The following is a 19,823-nucleotide window of genomic DNA, read 5'->3' on the forward strand; positions in this document are numbered from 1 at the left end:
CGCCCTCATACAGCGCCTTATGTGGGGCGTCACCCCATAGGAACAAGGGAGATCGGCCGGGGATCAACCGGAGATCAAAAGGTGTAGCCGACGCCGATCGCGCCGATCCACTGATTCCGGGAGCCCGCGACGGACACGATGGGCGAGGCGGCATAGTCGCCCAGGATCCGCGAATAGCTGGCCGCGGCGAAGATCGCCCAGCCATGGCGCAGGTCGCCCGACAGCGACTTGCCGCCCGCCAGGCTGAAATTCACCTTCTTGAATCCCGAACCATCGCCTGCCCCGCCATAGGCCGGCAGCCCCGATGCGGCAGCGCCCGCCGGATCGACGTCATAATAATAGCGGCCATATTTCCTGCCGACATAGTCCGCCGACACGCCCAGCCCGACGAAGGCCGTCTGCGACAGCGGCGTCATATATTCCACCGCGGGCGTGATGACATAGCTGCCATGCGCGCCCGCCACATCCCTGGTCACGGCGACGCGCGCCGACAGATTGTCATAGGCGCTGGTGATCACCCCGGTCTTGCCGATGCCGACGAAGCCGCCGACCTCCACCGCGATGTCGCGCTTGCCCAGCAGGCGCACGGCATCGTCCTTGATGTTCCTGCGGCTCGACCGGTCGAAGCGGACGTTGACCACCGGGCCGAGTTCGAAGTCGACGCCGTCGGGATCGCTGTTGGGGATCGCGTCGACATACAGGCCCGGACCGCGCGTCCAGAAGGCGAAGTCCTTCACCTTGCCGCGAAGCTGCGGGATGGGCAGCACGCGATAGTCGTCGGACCCTTCATAGCTCGGCGCGGCGGCCACGCCCACGCCGATGGTCAGGCTGCTGCGATCCTCCTGCTGGGCGAAGGCCGATGGCGCAAGGCAAATGGCCGCGACGGCGAACGCCGCGGAAAGGCGACAGCGATGATGCATGATGAGCCTGTTCAAAGAGATTGTCGGGCAAGATAATGTTTTTACGGCATTACCGTTCCGCACCGCGACATTCAGAGGAAATATTTGACCCTGATGTCCTGCCGCACCGCCGCCCCGGCCATGGCGAACTGCGCCGAGCGGAAGCTGGGCGCGCCGAAGCGGATCGCCGGATTGCGCGAAAAGCCCACCCCCTCGCGCGGAATGCCGGCCAGCGTGTCCAGCTTGCCATTACCATTCTCGTCATGAATGATGGCGATCGCATAGGTTCCCGGCTCCATCCGGCCGAGGGGCACGATACCGGCGGTCGCGGGGACGGTGAAATGCCGCCCGTCCGGATCGCCCCGGCAATCGGGGAAATGGTCCGCCTGCCGCGTCACGCAGATCAGGAAATTGCCCCTGGAGGACCGCAGGCCCTGCACGTCCATGCTGAGCGGCTGCGCCTGGTCGGCCACCGCCGCGCCCATGACCAGCGGGACCGCCGCCATCATCGCTGCCCTGCCCTTCACGCCCGTCCTTCCCTAAAAATGGCCCAATCCCCTGTCGGTCCCGCACAGCCGGTCCCAGATGCGGAAATACAGGCCGTAATTGCACGCATATTGTTCATGATGCCGCTGGTGATGGCTGGCGGTGATCAGCCAGCGGCCGGCCCGGCCCTGCACCATCCAGCGCGGAAACATCTCCCATCCCATATGGTTGCTGACGCCCATCACCGTCATGATCGTCAGCACCACGCCCAGCGCACCGACATGGATCGGAATCAGGAAGACCAGCGCCGGGATCACCACCGCGCCGGTCACCGCCTCCCATGGATGGAAGCTCATCGCGGCCCAGGCCGTCGGCGGGCGGCTGGCATGATGCACGGCATGGGCGATCCGGAACAGCCGGGGCCGGTGCATCCAGCGGTGGGTCCAGTAGAACCAGGCGTCATGGGCCGCAAGGTAAAGCAGCACGGACAGCGGCAGATACCAGAGGGGGAAGGCATGGACGTCGGCATAGACCCGCGTCCAGCCATGCGCCTGCCACCCCCAGGCGACGATGCCCGCCGGCACGCCGTAGATCAGTGCGGAGGCCAGCGACCAGGCGATTTCCCGCCGGACCTGCCGGTCCAGCCCGGCATAGAGGCCCGGCCTGCGATAACGGGTCGCCAGCGCGAAGGCGCCGCTCGCCAGCAGATAGCGCACGCCCACGATCACGCTCATGGCAAGGGCCGACAGAAGGATCGCGGTGAACATCGGCCCGACCATAAGCGGTCTGGAGCCCGCCGTCACGCCCGGGCGCTCAGGTGCGCGGCCGCGCCTGCCGGTAGCTGCCGAGTATCCGCACCCATTTGGTGTGGAATTCCAGCTCCGCCAATGCCCGGTCGATGGCCGGATCGCCCGGCATCCCCTCTATGTCGCAGTAGAATTCCGTCGCGGCGAAGCTGGCGCCGCGCTGATAGCTTTCCAGCTTCGTCATGTTGACGCCATTGGTGGCGAAGCCGCCCATCGCCTTGTAGAGCGCGGCCGGAATGTTCTTCACCTCGAACAGGAAGGTGGTCATCACCGGGCCCACCCCCGCCGCCGGCATCTTCGGCTCACGCGAGAGCACCAGGAAGCGCGTCATATTGTCGGCGCTGTCCTCGATATTCTCCGCCACCAGCCGCAGGCCGTAGAGTTCCGCCGCCAGATAGGGGGCGATGGCCCCTTCCCCGGCCACGCGGGTTTCCGCGACCAGCGCCGCCGCGCCCGCCGTGTCGGCATAGCTGACCGGCTGGATGCCGCGTTCCCGCAGATAATGGCGGCACTGGCCCAGCGCCTGCGGGTGGCTGACCGCGCTTTTGACGGGGGTGCTGTCGACCGCCATCAGGCAGTGCCGGATGCGCAGGAAATATTCGTCGACGATATGCAGCCCGGATTCGGGCAGCAGGAAATGCATGTCGGCCACGCGGCCATGCAGGCTGTTCTCGATCGGAATGATCGCCCGCGCGGCGCGCCCTTCCCGGACCGCATCGATCGCATCCTCGAACGCGAAACAGGGCAAGGGAACGCAATCGGGCGCATAATCCAGCGCCGCCAGATGCGAATTGGCGCCCGGCGCGCCCTGGAAGGCGACGGCGCGAACGGGATCGACGGCGGCCTTCGCGGCGAGGTCCGCGACCAGATCGCGGGCGGGGGCGGGATAGTTTTCCATGGGCGCCTGCGCGCTTATTCACTTCATCGCGCCCGCGCAAGCATCCTCTCCGGCCGCAAAGCCATGAAAAGCGTGCGCGATCCCGTTCAAGGCCGCTTGCACGTTCGCGCTTGCGCCATTATGGCAGCGCGCTAGAGGGGACGCGAACCAAGCGGCCAGAACAGAAATCCAGGGGAATCCGAGCGAATGGGCGATCGTTTCAACACCGCTGCCGGTTGGGCTTTGTTCGCGGGTATCATCGCACTGGGCGGTGCCATCGTCAGTTCCAAATTCTTCCATGAGGAACGGCCCGAGAAAATGGGCTACGCCATCGAGGGCGTCGAAGCGGAAGGCGAAGGCGGCGCGGCCAGCGGCCCCGGCCTCAACACCCTGCTCGCCAGCGCGGACGTCGCTGCGGGCGAGAAGGTGTTCGCCAAGTGCGCGGCCTGCCACACCGTCAACCAGGGCGGCGCCAACGGCATCGGCCCGAATCTCTACGCCACGGTCGGGGAACCGATCGGCCAGGGCAAGGGCGGCTTCGCCTTCTCCGACGCGCTCAAGAGCAAGGGCGGCAACTGGACCTTCGAGAATCTCGATCACTGGCTGACTTCCCCGCGTGAATTCGCGCCGGGCACCAAGATGACCTTCGCCGGTCTCGGCAACCCGGCCGACCGCGCGAACCTGATCGCCTGGCTGAACACCCAGGGTTCGAACCTGCCGCTGCCCGCCGCCGATGCGGCTCCGGCAGCCGGCGGCGACAATGCCGCGGCCGAGGGTGGCAATGCCGCCGCCAATGCGGCAGAGGCGCCCGCCGCCAACGCCGCCGCCAGCGAGTAAGAACTGGACGGCGAACCCATTCGGGTCGATGATCTGACGGGCGCGGCCTTGCTGGCCGCGCTCGACGCTTTGGCGGACCTGCGCATCACGGTCTTCCGCGCCTTTCCCTACCTCTATGACGGATCGGGCGAAGCGGGCCGCGCCTATGAGCGCGATTATCTCACCGCCTATGCGAACAGCCCCGGCGCGCTGATCGCCGGGGCTTTCGCGGGCGACCGGCTGGTCGGCGCCGCCACCGCCGCCCCCATGGCCGACCATGCCGCGGAATTCGCCGCTCCTTTCCGGGCATGCGGCATGGACATCGGCCAAATCTATTATTTTGGCGAATCGGTGCTGCTGCCGGAATGGCGCGGGCGCGGCATCGGCCACGCCTTTTTCGACCGGCGGGAAGCCAAGGCGCGGGAACTGGGATTCGCCATGGCCAGCTTCTGCGCGGTGATTCGCCCGCCGGATCACCCTGCCCGCCCCGCCGGCTATGCCCCGCTCGATCCCTTCTGGCGCGCGCGCGGCTATGCCCCGGTCGAGGGGCTGATCGGCCATTTCGACTGGAAGGATCTGGGCGACGACGCGGAAAGCCGCCATCCCATGCAATTCTGGGTGAAGCGTCTCATAGCCTGACGGGCGCGCTCGTCTGCCGTTCCTCCGTTTGAGATGCCCTTTTGGTCACCCCGGACGCGATCCGGAATCCTGCCTTTTTCTTTGACGGTGACTGAGAAGCAAGGGGGCCGGATCAAGTCAGAGGCGGCGAGCGCAGCAATGCCGGGTGTCAGCCGTTGCAAATCCCGATCACCCGCCGCATCTCGTCCAGCCTGATCGTCAGGTCCGCCCGGCCCGGCATCTCCTCCAGAATATGCTGGGTCAGCCGCTCATAATGCTGGACGAAGCGCGCAATCCGGGCATCCGGCATGCCGCCGCCAGCCTCCTTGCGCAGGTCATGCTCCTGCTGCGTCCGCCAGCGCCGGACGATCCCGAAGTCCGGCGCGGCCAGCAGCACCAGCCGGTCGAGCCGCGCGAACAGCGCCTGATAGTCCTCCGCCAGCGCCCGGTTTACAAAGGCGCGCCAGACGCCGTCCGCATCCTCCTCCCGCTCCAGGGCATTGACCGGCTCCACCAGCGCCGCCGCGCCCTGCGGCAGCGCACCGACGCACCAGCCCTCCAGCAGCAGCAACCGCGTGCCAGTCGCCGCCTTTTCCCATCGCCCTTCCGGCAAAGGATCGTCCGACGCCTTGTCGAAACGCGGCAGCAAGGTCGCCTCTCCCCGCTCCAACGCATCGATCACCCGCAACCCCAGCGCCACATCATGCGTCCCCGGCACCCCGCGCGTGCGCAGCAGCGGATGGATCGAACGGGCCATAGCCTCCCGCTCCGCCCGCGTGCGATACAGATCGTCGATGGAAAGGATCGCGGCCGGAATCCCGTCGCTCTGCAACCTCTGCCGCAAGCCCGCCGCCAGCGTCGACTTGCCGCTGCCCTGCGCCCCGCACAAGCCGATCACCAGCAGGCGACCGCCAGCCTCCTCCAGCGCCCGCCGCGTCAATCCCTCGACCGCGTCCAGCGCATCGTTCCGCATCCTATCGCTCCGCGATCAGCAGCTTGTCGATCTTGCGCCCATCCATATCCACGATCTCGAACCGCCAGCCCTGATCGTCGATGAAATCGCCCACTTCCGGCAAGCGCTTGAGCAGCCACAGCGCATGGCCGGCGACCGTCGCATAGTCGCGATCCTCCGGCAAGTCGATGCCGATCCGGTCCGCGAGCAGGTCCACCGGCATCTGGCCCGACACCAGCAGGCTGCCGTCCTCCCGCTCGACCAGGTCCGGCTCATCCTCGCTGTCCAGGTCGGACACGAAATGGCCTGCAATGGCGGAGAGCAGGTCGGCAGGCGTCGCAATCCCCTCGAAATGCCCATATTCGTCATGCACCATGACCATCGGCACCTCGGCCCGCCGCAGCACCTCCAGCGCGTCCATGGCGTCGACCTGATCCGGCACGACCTCCACCTTGCGCATCAGCCTTTCCAGGCTCAGCCCCTCGCCCCGGAACAGCGCGGTCATGATGTCGCGCGCCTGCACCACGCCGATGATGTCCTCCACCGTCCCCCGGCCCACCGGCAGGCGGGTGTGCGGCGTATCGAGCAGCTTGGCGCGAATTGCCTCCTCATCGGCATGGATGTCGATCCAGTCGACATCCATGCGCTGGGTCATCACCTCGCGCACCGGGCGGTCGGCCAGCCGCACCACGCCGGAAATGATGGCCCGCTCGCTCTCCTCGATCACGCCGGACCTGCTCGCCTCCGCCACGATCAGGTGCAGTTCCTCGGCCGTCACCTGATTTTCCGATTCGCGGGTCAGCCCCAGCAGGCGGAAGATGAGGGCGCTCGATCCGTCCAGCACCCACACGATGGGGGCGGTGACCTTCGCCAGCCACAGCATCGGCCCGGCGACCAGCACGGCGATGGGCTCCGGCGCGCGCAGGGCGAACTGCTTGGGCACCAGTTCCCCGACGATCAGCGAGGCATAGGTGGTAAGGCCGATCACCAGGGCGAAACCGGCATTCTGCGCGGCATGGGGCGACAGGCCCAGCATCGCCAGCCGTTCCCCCGTCGGCCCGCCAAGGCTGGCGCCGGAATAGGCGCCCGCGACGATGCCGATCAGGGTGATGCCGATCTGCACGGTGGAAAGGAACTTGCCGGGATCGCTCGCCGCCGCCAGGGCGGAGCGCGCGCCGCGCCGCCCGGCCTTTTCCATCGCCTGAAGGCGCGGCTTGCGGGCGGACACGATCGCCAGTTCCGACATGGCGAACAGGCCGTTCAGCGCGACGAGCGCCAAGATGATGACGAGGTCGACCCAGGGAAAGGGCGTCGGAGCGTGCGGGGGGATATTGGCCATGGCGGTCGGCGGCCACCTATAACCCTGATTCTTACAATTTCACAACCGCCGCATCATCTGCAGTTCAGTTCGCTTGTGGAACAAAGGCCTCCTCTCATCCATTGGGGGTGCATCCGCTCCGTTCGGGCGCACGAGAAAGGGAAATATATCCATGCGGAATTTTCATCGCATCATCGGCGCGGCCGGCCTGGCCGCCATGCTGGCGACCACGGCCTGCACCACCGATCCCAACACCGGCAACCGCACCATTTCCAAGGCCGCGATCGGCGGCATCGGCGGCGCGCTGGGCGGTTATCTGCTAGGCGATCTGGTCGGCGGGCGGCATGACCGCACCGAAAAGATCCTGGGCGCGGGCATCGGCGCGGTCGCGGGCGCGGGCATCGGCGCCTATATGGACGCGCAGGAAAAGAAATTGCGCGAAGAAACCGCCGGCAGCGGCGTGGACGTGATCCGCGATGGCGACAATCTGGTGCTGCGCATGCCATCGGGCATCACCTTCGCCACCGACAGTTCCGCCGTGCAGCCCCAGTTCCAGCCGACGCTGAACGACGTCGCATCCGTACTGGCGCAATATCCCAAGACCTATATCGACGTGTACGGCCACACCGACAGCGACGGCACCGATGCCTATAACCAGGCCCTGTCGGAACGGCGCGCCCAGGCAGTGGGCGATTATCTGACGAGCCATGGCGTGCAGTCGGCCCGCATCGCCACGCGCGGTTTCGGGGAAACCCAGCCGATCGCATCCAACGCCACGGCGGAGGGTAAGGCGTCCAACCGCCGCGTCGAAATCAAGATCGCTCCGGTGACGGAGCAGGATGTGCGTAGCTGAGACGGGCTGGGGGGGCCGGGAGGCCGGTCCCCGCCCGCTGTTCCTTCATGCCGCCCTATCCCTGCCAATCCAGGGCGAATTTCAGCAGCAGGGTGCGTTGGAAAAATTCGTGATTGTCGTCCGACGCGATCCAGACGATCCGGCGACCGCCTTCCCGGCTCAGGGCCAATCCTTCGAAATTGTCGGCCAACAGGGGCGGCGCCAGCCGGGCCAAGACGCGCGCCTTCAGCCGGTCGCCGGAGCGCGGCTCTTCCGGCAGCTCGATGATCGCCAGGGTCGCCGTGAACAGTTCCTGCAAGGTCAGCCGCCGGTTGAGGACCAGCACATGCCTGTCGTCCAGCGCGACCGCGTCGGTCGGGCGATAACCGCGCGGCGGCACATAGCGCAGGTGCATGGGCGCCGCCGTAGCGGCTTCGGCCGGGTCGCCCGCGAACAGCAGCGTGTCGTGGCTGCCGTCGGCGGTCATCCCCATTTCCGCCAGGACGAGGAAGCGGCCGCCGGGCAGCCGCGCCAGGGATTCGACCGATCCCGTTTCCGGCCAGGCCTCGATCTCCGGCCAGGTGCGGCAGGCTTCGACGCGGGCGAAGCCGGGGGAATAGCGGCAGATCATCTGTTGCAGTTCGAAGCCCACCCAATAGCGCCCTGTCGCCGGATCATGAGCCATCGCCTCCGAATCCCAGGCCCACCAGGGGCGCTCCCGATCCTGCGGGCGGATGGGAAGCGGGGCGATGAAGGGACGCCGTTCCGCCCTGCCCGGGCCGATGTGGAAACCCATCAGCGTGCCGGAATCGCTGAGCGCCAGAATCTGGCCGTCGGGTTCCGCCAGCAGCGAGGATATGCCGCCAAAGCCATGATGGGTGCTGCTGAGTTGCCATCCGCCCAGATAGTGCAGCATTCCAAGGTCGCGCTGGGCGGGATCGGCCGCGTTCAGGGACAAGGCGCGCGCCCGCACCAGCAATGGGCCGGGGCCGAAGGGTTCGGGCTTGTTCTTGTGCGGCGCGGGAAGCAGCAGGATCGCGAGCAGCAGGACGATCAGGATTCGGCGCATCGCCCTTGCCATAGGGGATAATCGGCCCCTGTGCAGGGTTTTTCGCGGCGCTGGCATCGACCGCCGAAAAGCGCGATAAGCGTTCCTGCCGGTTGCTCCAATGCTGAACGGCGGCTGACATCGCCATTCAGGCTTGGCTCAATGCGAATCGGGCAAAAGGGTCTCAATCGATGGTGAGTCCTCCGTGGAAGACCTGCCGTGATCGATGGCAAATGAGGAGCAACGCCATGAAGACGAAGTTTCTGATCAATCTGGGGGCGGCGCTGGCAATGGGCGCTGCCTCTCTGGCCGTCACCGCAACGCCGGCCATGGCCCGCGACGGCTGGGGCCGCCATTATGACCGTGGCGACTATTATCGCGGCGACCGCGGGTATCGCGGCTATCGCGGCGATGGTTATTACCGGGGCGGCGGCTATTATCGCGGCGACGGCTATTACCGGGGCTATCGCGGCTATCGCGGTGGCTATCGCTGCCGGGACAATGGCACGGGCGGCACCATCATCGGCGCGATAGCCGGTGGCCTGCTCGGCAATGAAGTCGGCAAGGGCAGCGGCCGCTACGGTCGCCGCGGCGACGGCACCACGGGCGCCATCATCGGCGCGGGCGTGGGTGCGCTGGCCGGGCGGGCGATCGACCGGGATTGCTGATCCACCGTTGAAGGATGAACGAAAAGAGGGCCGCTCCATCGGGGCGGCCTTTTTTTTGCCTTCTGACGCATCCTGTCCCTGCAACGCCAGGGCAGGCTCAGCCTGATGGAACCGACCGGCGCGAGTCAAAGAAAAAGGCCGCCCCGTTTCCGGCGCGGCCCATTCCAGACAATTCCCTTCTGGGAATTACATCGCGTTCGCGGCAGCGTTGCCGGCCGTGTTCGCAGCGTTCGAAGCGGCGTTCGAAGCATTGTCGGCAGCGTTCAGCGCGGCGTTCATGGCGTTGTCGGCAGCGTTCGAAGCGTTCTCCGCGGCATTGGCCGAAGCGTTGGCGGCATTTTCCGCACCGCCCGAGCAGGCGGCCAGGCCGAGCGACGCGGCGAGAACGAGCGAAAGAGCAATCGACTTGGTCATGGGTTAACCCCTCTCTGAGAATAATAACGGTGCAGACCACTCTCGGAGAAAAGTTCACCCCCCATTGCGTCTGCGCCGCGATTCGTAATGAATCCGGCGACTCATGGCAATCCCAATCATGCGTCAAGCCCGTGATTCGGGGCTGTCAGGGGTTGAACGGCGCGGTTCCGAACGACCATTGACGCATATAAAGATTTCTTTATATGATCCATGCATGAGCGCAGCAATCGACATTTTCCGGGCATTGGGCGACCCGACGCGGCTGCGCATCATCTATCTTCTGCGCGCCATGGAACTGGCCGTGGGCGAAATCGCGCAGGTCGTGGGGCAAAGCCAGCCGCGCGTGTCCCGTCATGTCCGCATCCTGGCCGAAGCCGGTCTGGTGGAGCGGCGCAAGGAAGGCAATTGGGTTTTCCTGCGGCTGGGCAAAGAGGCGGAAATCGGACCCTTTCTGACGCTTTTCGACCAACTCGTGCCGTCGGAGGGCGAACTGTTGTGGCAGAAGGCCGACCTCGCCCGGCTGGCGGCGGTACGGGCGGATCGCGCCCAGGCGGCGGAAAGCTATTTTGCCGAACATGCCGAGGAATGGGACGCGATCCGGTCCCTGCATGTGCCGGAGGGCGATGTGGAGGCGGCGATGACCGCCCTGCTGGGGGCGGAACCGATCGGCCATCTGCTCGACATCGGCACCGGGACCGGGCGAATGATCGAATTGTTCGGTCCGTCGGCGGAACAGGTGACGGCGCTGGACCGCAGCTCGGACATGCTGCGGCTGGCCCGCGCCAAGCTGCCCGAGGATGCGGGCGACAAATATGCGCTGGTGCTGGGCGATTTCAGCGCCCTGCCGCTGGAGCCGGGCAGCGCCGATACGGTGGTGCTGCATCAGGTGCTGCACTATGCCCAGGCGCCCGAGGCGGTGATCGAGGAAGCGGCCCGGGTGACGGCGGCGGGCGGCCGCGTCCTGATCGCCGATTTCGCGGCGCATGAACGGGAAGAGCTACGGCTGCGCGACCAGCATGCGCGGCTGGGCTTTTCCGACGGGCAGATCGAAAGCTGGTTCGCGGATGCGGGCCTGGAACTGGAGCGGGTGGAGGTGCTGCCCGGCCAGGAACTGACGGTGCAATTATGGCTGGGCCGCCGCCGTGGCGCGCGCGTCCTGCCTATCGAAGGACGACTTTCCGCATGACCTTGAGCTTTCCCTCCGTCGAAGAGGCCACGCGGGCTTGGCAAGCGCCGCTCTATGCCGATCTGACGGGAGACATTAATGTGAGCTTCGAATTCTTCCCGCCCAAGACGGAGAAGATGGAGGAGCAGCTCTGGTCCGCGATCCAGACGCTGACGCCGCTGGCGCCGAAATTCGTGTCGGTGACTTACGGCGCAGGTGGGTCGACGCGGGAGCGGACGCATAACACGGTGGCGCGGATCGCGAAGGAGACGCCCCTGTCGGCGGCGGCGCACCTCACCTGCGTGGCGGCAAGCAAGGCGGAGATCGACGGGGTGGCCGACGCCTATTGGGAAGCGGGCGTGCGGCATATCGTGGCGCTGCGCGGCGATCCGCCGGAAGCGGGCGCGAAGTTCGAGGCGCATCCGGACGGGTACAAGGGCGCGGCGGAACTGGTCGAAGGGCTGGTGAAGCGCCATCCCTTCGAGATTTCGGTGGCCGCCTATCCGGAGACGCATCCCGACGCCTTGAGCGCGCGGGGCGACATCGACAATCTGAAGCGCAAGCTGGATGCGGGCGCGACGCGGGCGATCACGCAATTCTTCTTCGAGCCGGATACCTTCTTCCGCTTCCGGGATACTGTGGCGGCGGCGGGGATCGACGCCGACATCATTCCGGGCATCATGCCGGTCAGCAATTTCGCGGCGGTCCAGCGCATGTCGGCCATGTGCAACACCGATGTGCCGGGCTGGATGGGCAAGCTGTTCGAGGGGCTGGACGACCTGCCCGCCGCGCGGCAGCTCGTGTCCGCGACGCTGGCGGCGGAACTGTGCCGCAAGCTTTATGCAGGCGGGGTGCGCGACTTTCATTTCTATACGCTCAACCGGGCGGAACTGAGCTATGCGATCTGCCATCTGCTCGGGCTGCGGCCGGCGACATTGGAGAAGACGGCATGACCGCCGAGGAACGCTTCCGCGCCGTGGCCGCGGAGAAGATCATGATATTCGACGGCGGCTACGGCACGTCGATCCAGAAACATGGGCTGACGGAGGCGGATTATCGCGGGTCGCTCGATCTGACGAAGGACCAGAAGGGCAATAACGACCTGCTCTGCCTGACCCGGCCGGACATCGTGGAGGGCATCCACACCGCCTATCTCGACGCCGGTGCGGACATGATCGAAACCAACACCTTCTCCTCCACCAAGATCGCCATGGCCGATTATGGCTGCGAACATCTGGTGCGGGAGATCAACATCGCCGCCGCCCGGATCGCCCGCAAGGCGTGCGAGGCGGCGAGCGCGAAGGATGGGCGGCCGCGCTTTGTCGCGGGGTCGATCGGGCCGACGAACAAGACGCTGTCGATCTCTCCGGACGTCAACGATCCGGCCTATCGCGAGGTCGATTACGATACGCTGAAGGCCGATTATCGCGAGCAGTGCGACGCGCTGATCGAGGGCGGCGTGGACTTCCTGCTGGTCGAGACCTGCTTCGACACGCTGAACGCCAAGGCGGCGGGCATGGCGGCGCGGGAGGCCGAGGCGGCGGCGGGGCGGCCGGTGCCGCTGATGCTGAGCTTCACCATCACGGATATGTCGGGGCGCAACCTGTCCGGGCATACGATCAACGCCTTCTGGTATTCGCTGCGGCATTTGAAGCCGCTGACCATCGGGGTGAACTGCGCCTTCGGGGCGGATCTGCTGCGGCCTTATCTGAGTGAGCTGGCCAAGAATGCGGATACGCTGATCCTGGCCTATCCCAATGCGGGGCTGCCCAATGAACTGGGACAATATGATGAGCTGCCGGAGACTACGGCGAACCTGATCCGCCAGTGGGTGGATGAGGGGCTGGTCAATATGGTCGGCGGTTGCTGCGGCACGACGCCGGCGCATATCGGCGCCGTGGCGAAGGCGCTGGCGGGGCACAAGCCGCGTCAGGTGCCGGAGCTGCCGGTGGTGACGCGGCTTGCGGGCCTCGAACCGATGCATATTGCCGCGTAAGATATAAATCCGTCATTCCCGCGAAGGCGGGAATCCATCTCCTGCCTTCTCCCCTGGTGCTATGTTGGGAGATGGATCCCCGCCTTCGCGGGGATGACGAAGAGAAGAGAAGCAGGGAATGACCCAATCGACCGCCACTTTCGTCAATATCGGTGAGCGCACCAACGTCACCGGATCGGCCAAGTTCAAGAAGCTGATCATGGCGGGCGACTATGCCGCGGCCATCGACATCGCCCGCGATCAGGTGGAGAACGGCGCGCAGATCGTCGACGTCAACATGGACGAAGGCCTGCTCGACGCCGTGGAGGCGATGACGACCTTCCTGAAGCTGATGACGTCCGAACCGGACATTGCCCGCGTTCCGGTCATGATCGACAGTTCCAAATGGGAAGTGATCGAAGCCGGCCTGAAATGCGTGTCGGGCAAGCCCATCGTCAATTCGATCAGCATGAAGGAGGGTGAGGAAGCCTTCCTCCATCACGCCCGCCTCTGCATGGCCTATGGCGCGGCGGTGGTCGTCATGGCCTTCGACGAGACCGGCCAGGCCGACACGAAGGACCGCAAGGTCGAGATCTGCGAGCGCGCCTACAAGCTGCTGATGTCCATCGGCTTCCCGCCGGAAGACATCATCTTCGACCCCAACATCTTCGCCGTGGGGACCGGGATCGAGGAACATAATAATTACGGCGTCGACTTCATCGAGGCCTGCCGCGAGATCAAGGCGCGCTGCCCCCATGTCCATATTTCGGGCGGCCTGTCGAACTTCTCCTTCTCCTTCCGCGGCAATGAGCCGGTGCGGCGGGCGATGCATTCGGTCTTCCTCTACCACGCCATTCCGGCGGGGCTGGACATGGCGATCGTCAATGCGGGCCAGCTCGACGTTTACGACGCCATCGACCCCGCGCTGCGCAAGGCGTGCGAGGATGTGCTGCTGAACAGCGATCCGGAGGCGGGCGAACGCCTGGTCGCGCTGGCGGAGAGTTTCAAGGGCAAGGATGCCGCATCGGAAAAGGCGGCGCAGGAATGGCGCGGCTGGCCGGTCGCCAAGCGGCTGGAACATGCGCTGGTCAAGGGCATCGACATGTATGTGGTCGAGGATACGGAGGAAGCCCGCCTCGCTGCCGCAAAGCCCATCGAGGTGATCGAAGGCCCGCTGATGGACGGCATGAATGTCGTCGGCGACCTGTTCGGCGCGGGCAAGATGTTCCTGCCGCAGGTCGTGAAATCCGCCCGCGTCATGAAGAAGGCGGTCGCCCACCTCCTCCCCTTCATCGAGGCGGCGAAGGAGCCCGGCGCCAAGGGCAAGGGCAAGGTCGTGATGGCGACGGTCAAGGGCGACGTCCACGACATCGGCAAGAACATCGTCGGCGTCGTGCTCCAGTGCAACGGCTTCGAGGTGATCGATCTGGGCGTCATGGTGCCGTGGCAGGACATCATCAAGGCGGCGAACGAAAATGACGCCGACATGATCGGTCTCAGCGGCCTCATCACCCCCTCGCTGGACGAGATGGTGACGGTCGCGGCGGAAATGCAGCGCGCGGATATGACCATGCCGCTGCTGATCGGCGGCGCGACCACCTCCAAAGTGCATACCGCGCTGCGCATCGATCCGGCCTTCACCGGGCCGGTGGTGCATGTGCTGGACGCCAGCCGGGCGGTCGGCGTCGCGACGGCGCTCGTCTCCGAAACCCAGAAGACCGATTTCGTCCAGAAGACCAAGGATGATTATGCCCATGTCCGCGCCGCCCGAGAGGGCAAGGGGCAGAGCAAGCTGCTCAGCATCGAGGAAGCGCGGGCCAATGCCTTCGAGATCGACGAGAGCCTGAAGCCCGGCAAGCCGCGCCTGCCCGGCGTCCACCGCTTCCCGGACTGGGATCTGAAGGACCTGCGCAACTATATCGACTGGACGCCCTTCTTCCGCGCATGGGAGCTGGCGGGCAATTATCCCGCGATCCTGGAGGACAGGGTGGTGGGCGAGAGCGCGACCAGCCTGTTCACCGATGCGCAGAAGATGCTCGACCGCATCGTGGACGAGAAATGGCTGACGGCGCGCGGCGTGGCCGGCCTGTGGCCCTGCCGCCGCGAAGGCGATGACATCATCGTCCATGTCGAGGATGAAAAGCATGTCCGCCTGCCGATGCTGCGCCAGCAGATCGCCAAGCGGGAGGGCCGGGCCAATATGTGCCTTGCCGACTTCATCAGCCATGATGGCGACTGGATGGGCGGTTTCGCCGTGTCGATCCACGGCATCGAGCCGCATCTGGCGCGGTTCAAGAACGCTATCGACGATTATTCGGACATATTGCTCAAGGCGCTGGCGGATCGTCTGGCGGAGGCCTTTGCCGAACGGCTGCACCATTATGTGCGCACCGCGCTCTGGGGCTATGCCGAGGGCGAGCAGCTTACCAACGAGGCGCTGATCAAGGAGCAATATCGCGGCATCCGGCCCGCGCCCGGCTATCCCGCCTGTCCGGAGCATAGTCTGAAGCCGCTGCTGTTCGACATGCTGGACGCGCATCACGCGACGGGCATTTCGCTGACGGAAAGCTTCGCGATGCTGCCGACGGCGGCGGTCAGCGGCTTTTACTTCGGGCATCCGCAGGCGGAATATTTCGGCGTGGCGCGGGTGGGGCGCGACCAGCTGGAGGATTATGCCGGGCGGCGCGGGGTGGATCTTGAGACGGCCGAGCGCTGGCTGCGGCCCAATCTGGATTGAATCCTACTCCGTCATTCCCGCCTTCGCGGGAATGACGGAAAGAAGACTAACGCGCCTCGTGGTTGGCCGCCACCGCCTTCGCCACCGCCTGCATCAACTGCCAGCGCGTCGGGATCGGTTCCGTCGTGCTGCCGATCATCACCGCGACCGCATAGCTGGTGCCGTCGGGCGCGGTCATGATGCCGATGTCGTTGAACCCGGTCGAACGCGCGCCCAGTTCCTGACCCGTGCCGGTCTTGTGCAGATAATGCCATCCCGCCGGCACGCCGCCCTTGATCCGCTGCGGCCCCGTCTTCGCCTCGCCCATGATCGAAAGCAGCAGTTGCGACGATGCCGGGGAAAGCATGTCGTTCTGCTTGAGCTTCGCCAGCGCCTGCACGATGGAGGATGGCGCGGCGCCGTCCGGCGGGCTGGCGAGATAATTGTCCAGCGCCTTCTGCCGCACCGATAGGGGCAGCCTGGCGCGGGCGGCGTAGAAGTTGCGGCCGATCGAATAATCCTGCCGCCATTCCAGGCCCGCCGTGGTGGATTGCAGCAGCCGTTCGCCGGGCCCGAAGCGGATGTCCCTGATATAGCGGCGCGCGAGATAGCTGCGCACCGCTTCCGGCCCGCCGACGGCGCGCAGCAGCGTGTCGTTGGCGGTATTGTCGCTCTGCGTCATGGCGCGGCGCATCAGGTCGGAATAGGTGGTGGTCCAGCCGGCATTGCCGACCAGGGCGGCGGTCGGCTGGTGGAAGAGGGTCAGGTCCTTCTTCGTGATGGTGGTGCTGTCGCTGAGGCGGATCTTGCCCCGGTCGACCGCGTCGAGGAAGGTCATGGACACCCAGAGCTTCGAAACGCTCTGCTGCGGGAAGAGCAGATTGCCGTTCCATGCAACGGTCCAGTCGCTGCCGATGCGGCGCACGGCGATGCCGACCTTGCCGTTGAAGCTTTGGCCCAGGTTGCGGATCACGCTGACCAGCGCGGGGGGCGGCGTTTCCCTTTGGTCGACCTTCAGCGCTTCGAAGGGCTTGGGCGGATTGGCGACCGGCTTGATCGGGAAGGTCGCGGTGGAAGGCTGCGGCCGCTGCTGGACCGCCGCATAGGGTTGCTGCGGCGCGCTGACGCAGGCCGAAAGCGCCGCCATCAACAGGACGAGCCGGGCCGAGCCGCTATTGCCGCCGCCATTTGGGCGCTTGCCGCGCCCTCCCTTGAAATTGGTCATCGAAATCCCCGCACTCTCCTTTCGCATTAGGGTTCAGACCCGCGCCGGGTGACAAGAATCATGCGATGAACGATTCCACAAATGCGATGTAAGGAGGCTGAACGAGGCGCGCCCTAGGCTCAGGACCCATTACGGCGGGTTCGAGGTTTGAGGCAAAATGGCTCAGGGCCAGAAGGCAAGGCGCAGGAATATGTCGATATTTCTAGCCTTGCCGACGCAGCACTGGGCCATTTTGGTCAAATCCCTGCGGGACGCCGAAATGGCTTCCATCTCGAACCGAAATGCGCTGGCAAAGGCAATGAGCCTTCGCGGCACGCATTTCGGCCCGATATGTTCGCCATTTCGACGCCTCGAACCCGCCAGTAAGGGGTCCTGAGCCTAGCTCAGTTGAGGTTCAGGCGAAGGACTGCAAGGAAGCGCCGATGAACCACATGCCGATGAACCACATGATGAACAGACGGACGATGATGCGGATGGCGACTGCGCTGCTGGCGGGCGGCATGTTGCCGGCACGGGCGTGGGCGGCGCCCTTCGCTTCGCGCCGCATTGCCGTGACGACTCGCGGCGCCGGTCGCGATGTCGTGCTGATCGCGGGGCTGGCGAGCGGGCCGGGGCTGTGGAACGGGGTGGTCGGCGCGCTTTCCGGTTATCGCTGGCACCTGGTCCACGTGCGGGGTTTTGCCGGCCTCGCGGCGGACGCCAATGCCAGCGGGCCGCTGGTCCAGCCGTTGGCGGACGAGATCGCCCGCTATATCGCGGCGGCGGGGCTGGAGCGGCCCGCCATCGTCGGCCACAGCATGGGCGGCACGCTGGCGATGATGCTGGGTTTGAAGGGGCTGGCGGGGCGGCTGATGGTGGTCGACATGCTGCCCGAAGGGGCGGCGATGGTCGGCGGCACGGCGCAGGGCATGGGATTTCTGGCCGATCAACTGGGGCAATATTTCACCGGAACCAGGGCGGGGCGCGCCTATCTGGCGCGGATGCTGGCGGAAATGCCGGGCGCCCGGGGCAGCGATCCGGATGTCGTCGCCAATGCGCTGCGCGATCTCGCCAATGTCGACCTGGGGCCGCAACTGGCGCGGCTGACCGCGCCGATGGAGGTGGTCTATGCCGTCGGCAGCGATGCGGCGCAGGTGGGCGAGATCGGCCGAACCTTCCGCGCCGCCTATGCCGCCAAGCGCGGCGTGCGGCTGGTGCCCATCGGCCCCAGCGGCCATGTCGTCATGGCGGATCAGCCGGCCCGCTTCAACGCGGTCCTCGGCAATTTTCTGAAGACGGTTTGACGCCGATCAAAGGCGCGGCGGGACAGCAGGGGTAAAAGCAATCCGACGCCTTCCTCCGCGTCACTCCTCGACTCATGGCGCAGCGCGATGGACGCTGCGCCACCTTTTTTCAGCTTCTTTCAGGGCGCCAGCACCGTATCGACCGCCTGCGGCAGCATCGCCGGATAATCGAGCGTATAGTGCAGCCCCCTGCTCTCCTTGCGATGCAGGGCGGAGCGGACGACCAGACGCGCGACCTCCAGCAGGTTGCGCAGTTCGATGAGGTCCGGCGTCACGCGGAAATGGCCGTAATATTCGTCGACTTCCTTCGCCAGCAGGTCGATGCGGTGCTTGGCGCGCTCCAGCCGCTTGGTGGTGCGGACAATGCCGACATAGTCCCACATGAAGCGGCGGATTTCCTTCCAATTATGCTGGACGATGACCTCTTCGTCCGAATTGGTGACGCGGCTTTCGTCCCAGGGGCGGATCGGCGGCGGCGCGGGCAGTTCGTCCCAATGGGCGCGGATGTGCCGGGCGGCGGCTTCCCCGAAGACGAAGCATTCCAGCAGCGAATTGGACGCGAGGCGGTTGGCGCCGTGCAGGCCGCTTTCGGTGACTTCGCCCGCCGCATAGAGCCCCGGCAGGTCGGTGCGGCCGTCAAGGTCGATGACCACGCCGCCGCAGGTATAATGCTGCGCCGGGACGACCGGGATCGGTTCCTTCGTGATGTCGATGTCGAGGTCCAGCAGGCGCGCATAGATGGTCGGGAAATGGGTGCGCACGAATTCCGGCGGCTTGTGGCTGATGTCGAGATGGACATAGTCGAGGCCGAGCCGCTTGATCTCATGGTCGATGGCGCGGGCCACCACGTCGCGGGGGGCGAGTTCGCCGCGCGGGTCGAACCGGGGCATGAAGCGTTCCCCGCCGCCGGGGACACCGGGGGGCAGCTTCAAATGACCGCCCTCCCCCCGAACCGCCTCCGTGATGAGGAAATTCTTGACCTCCAGATTGTAGAGGCAGGTCGGGTGGAACTGGTTCATCTCCATGTTGGAGACGCGGCAGCCCGCGCGCCAGGCCATGGCGATGCCGTCCCCGGTCGCGCCCCGGGGAGCCGTGGAGAAGAGATAGGTGCGGCCCGCGCCGCCGGTGCAGAGGATCGTCGCCTTGCCCAGGATCGCGTCGACATGGTCCGTCAGCCTGTTGAAGGCATAGACGCCCCATACATGCCCGTCGCCCGAATAGCGCTCGCCATGGCGGCTGGTGATGAGGTCGATGGCGACCCTGTCCTCCAGCAGCGTGATGTTGGGATTGGCGCGGGCGGCCTTCAGCAGCGCGACCTGCACGGCATGGCCGGTGGCGTCGTCGACATGGACGATGCGGCGGTGGCTGTGACCGCCTTCGCGGGTCAGGTGCCAGCGTTCGCCGAATTCCTCCCCTCCATTGAAGGGAACGCCAAGCTCCGCGAGCCGCTCTATCGCCGCAGGAGCCTCGGAGACGACGAATTCGACCGTGCTGCGGTCGTTCAGGCCCGCGCCTGCGACCATCGTATCCTCGATATGCGCCTCGAAACTGTCCCCGGCGTCGAGCACGGCGGCAATGCCGCCCTGCGCCCAGTTGGTGGACCCGCCATCCAGCGCGCCCTTGGCCAGCACCACGACCTTGCGGTCCTGCGCCAGGTTGATGGCGGCCGTCAGCCCCGCCGCGCCGGAGCCAATGATGACGACGTCATAGGTGGTGGTGGGCATA

Annotated in this window: 19 protein-coding genes; 9 read left to right on the forward strand and 10 right to left on the reverse strand. The window is 65.9% G+C overall.

The window, feature by feature from the left end; translation table 11 throughout:
- Positions 1-74 precede the first annotated feature (74 nt).
- The 4 genes from EWH10_RS02925 to EWH10_RS02940 form a co-directional block, all read right to left on the reverse strand.
- Positions 75-920, reverse strand: a complete 846-nt coding sequence (locus EWH10_RS02925) for a MipA/OmpV family protein (RefSeq protein ID WP_044660192.1) — start codon at positions 918-920, stop codon at positions 75-77.
- Positions 921-991: 71 nt separating this feature from the next.
- Positions 992-1,405, reverse strand: coding sequence for a DUF2141 domain-containing protein (locus EWH10_RS02930; protein WP_371873074.1), 414 nt, complete (start codon positions 1,403-1,405; stop codon positions 992-994).
- Positions 1,406-1,438: 33 nt separating this feature from the next.
- Positions 1,439-2,152 (reverse strand): sterol desaturase family protein, encoded by a 714-nt coding sequence (locus EWH10_RS02935; RefSeq protein WP_037482224.1) that lies wholly within the window; start codon positions 2,150-2,152, stop codon positions 1,439-1,441.
- Between the two features lie 46 nt (positions 2,153-2,198).
- On the reverse strand, positions 2,199-3,089 hold the full coding sequence (locus tag EWH10_RS02940; protein WP_025548642.1) for a prephenate dehydratase: 891 nt from the start codon (positions 3,087-3,089) through the stop codon (positions 2,199-2,201).
- A 186-nt stretch (positions 3,090-3,275) separates the two neighbouring features.
- Here EWH10_RS02940 and EWH10_RS02945 point away from each other — a divergent pair, with 186 nt between their 5' ends.
- A complete protein-coding gene (locus EWH10_RS02945; RefSeq protein ID WP_044660194.1) occupies positions 3,276-3,905 on the forward strand; it encodes a c-type cytochrome in 630 nt (209 codons plus the stop codon).
- 33 nt (positions 3,906-3,938) lie between these two features.
- Complete coding sequence (locus EWH10_RS02950) at positions 3,939-4,523, forward strand: GNAT family N-acetyltransferase (protein WP_083198987.1); 585 nt, start codon at positions 3,939-3,941, stop codon at positions 4,521-4,523.
- A 148-nt stretch (positions 4,524-4,671) separates the two neighbouring features.
- Here the strand turns inward: EWH10_RS02950 and EWH10_RS02955 are convergent, their stop codons facing one another.
- On the reverse strand, positions 4,672-5,475 hold the full coding sequence (locus EWH10_RS02955; protein ID WP_044660196.1) for a kinase: 804 nt from the start codon (positions 5,473-5,475) through the stop codon (positions 4,672-4,674).
- A gap of 1 nt (position 5,476) precedes the next feature.
- Positions 5,477-6,793 (reverse strand): hemolysin family protein, encoded by a 1,317-nt coding sequence (locus EWH10_RS02960; protein WP_025548648.1) that lies wholly within the window; start codon positions 6,791-6,793, stop codon positions 5,477-5,479.
- Positions 6,794-6,944: 151 nt separating this feature from the next.
- On the opposite strand from EWH10_RS02960, the gene EWH10_RS02965 reads away from it, so the two are divergent.
- Positions 6,945-7,625, forward strand: coding sequence for a YiaD family glycine zipper/OmpA-like lipoprotein (locus EWH10_RS02965; protein ID WP_044660197.1), 681 nt, complete (start codon positions 6,945-6,947; stop codon positions 7,623-7,625).
- Positions 7,626-7,680: 55 nt separating this feature from the next.
- Here the strand turns inward: EWH10_RS02965 and EWH10_RS02970 are convergent, their stop codons facing one another.
- Positions 7,681-8,673 carry an esterase-like activity of phytase family protein gene (locus EWH10_RS02970; protein WP_025548651.1) on the reverse strand — a complete coding sequence of 331 codons (993 nt, stop codon included), beginning with the start codon at positions 8,671-8,673 and terminating at the stop codon, positions 7,681-7,683.
- Between the two features lie 227 nt (positions 8,674-8,900).
- Between EWH10_RS02970 and EWH10_RS02975 the strand changes: the two genes are divergently transcribed.
- A complete protein-coding gene (locus tag EWH10_RS02975) occupies positions 8,901-9,320 on the forward strand; it encodes a glycine zipper 2TM domain-containing protein (protein ID WP_025548652.1) in 420 nt (139 codons plus the stop codon).
- A gap of 186 nt (positions 9,321-9,506) precedes the next feature.
- Here the strand turns inward: EWH10_RS02975 and EWH10_RS02980 are convergent, their stop codons facing one another.
- The gene (locus EWH10_RS02980) at positions 9,507-9,734 is read right to left on the reverse strand and encodes a hypothetical protein (RefSeq protein WP_025548654.1); all 228 of its coding nucleotides are present in this window, start codon (positions 9,732-9,734) and stop codon (positions 9,507-9,509) included.
- Between the two features lie 214 nt (positions 9,735-9,948).
- On the opposite strand from EWH10_RS02980, the gene EWH10_RS02985 reads away from it, so the two are divergent.
- The 4 genes from EWH10_RS02985 to metH all read left to right on the forward strand — a co-directional run bounded on the left by EWH10_RS02985 (position 9,949) and on the right by metH (position 15,611).
- The gene (locus tag EWH10_RS02985) at positions 9,949-10,920 is read left to right on the forward strand and encodes an ArsR/SmtB family transcription factor (RefSeq protein WP_044660198.1); all 972 of its coding nucleotides are present in this window, start codon (positions 9,949-9,951) and stop codon (positions 10,918-10,920) included.
- A complete protein-coding gene (gene metF, locus EWH10_RS02990) occupies positions 10,917-11,852 on the forward strand; it encodes a methylenetetrahydrofolate reductase (protein ID WP_044660199.1) in 936 nt (311 codons plus the stop codon). The genes EWH10_RS02985 and metF overlap by 4 nt, the downstream gene beginning before the upstream one ends.
- Positions 11,849-12,895 (forward strand): homocysteine S-methyltransferase family protein, encoded by a 1,047-nt coding sequence (locus EWH10_RS02995; protein WP_044660200.1) that lies wholly within the window; start codon positions 11,849-11,851, stop codon positions 12,893-12,895. The genes metF and EWH10_RS02995 overlap by 4 nt, the downstream gene beginning before the upstream one ends.
- 118 nt (positions 12,896-13,013) lie before the next feature.
- A complete protein-coding gene (gene metH / locus EWH10_RS03000) occupies positions 13,014-15,611 on the forward strand; it encodes a methionine synthase (protein ID WP_044660201.1) in 2,598 nt (865 codons plus the stop codon).
- A 46-nt stretch (positions 15,612-15,657) separates the two neighbouring features.
- On the opposite strand, the gene EWH10_RS03005 is transcribed toward metH, so the two are convergent.
- Positions 15,658-16,815, reverse strand: coding sequence for a serine hydrolase (locus tag EWH10_RS03005; protein WP_044660202.1), 1,158 nt, complete (start codon positions 16,813-16,815; stop codon positions 15,658-15,660).
- Positions 16,816-17,261: 446 nt separating this feature from the next.
- Here EWH10_RS03005 and EWH10_RS03010 point away from each other — a divergent pair, with 446 nt between their 5' ends.
- Positions 17,262-18,098 carry an alpha/beta fold hydrolase gene (locus EWH10_RS03010; protein ID WP_065846229.1) on the forward strand — a complete coding sequence of 279 codons (837 nt, stop codon included), beginning with the start codon at positions 17,262-17,264 and terminating at the stop codon, positions 18,096-18,098.
- A gap of 119 nt (positions 18,099-18,217) precedes the next feature.
- Here the strand turns inward: EWH10_RS03010 and nadB are convergent, their stop codons facing one another.
- Entirely contained in the window at positions 18,218-19,822 is a 1,605-nt protein-coding gene (gene nadB / locus EWH10_RS03015) for an L-aspartate oxidase (RefSeq protein ID WP_025548663.1), read from the reverse strand.
- Position 19,823: the final 1 nt, after the last annotated feature.

This window comes from Sphingobium fuliginis (genome assembly GCF_004152845.1).
GTDB classification, from domain to species: Bacteria; Pseudomonadota; Alphaproteobacteria; order Sphingomonadales; family Sphingomonadaceae; genus Sphingobium; species Sphingobium fuliginis.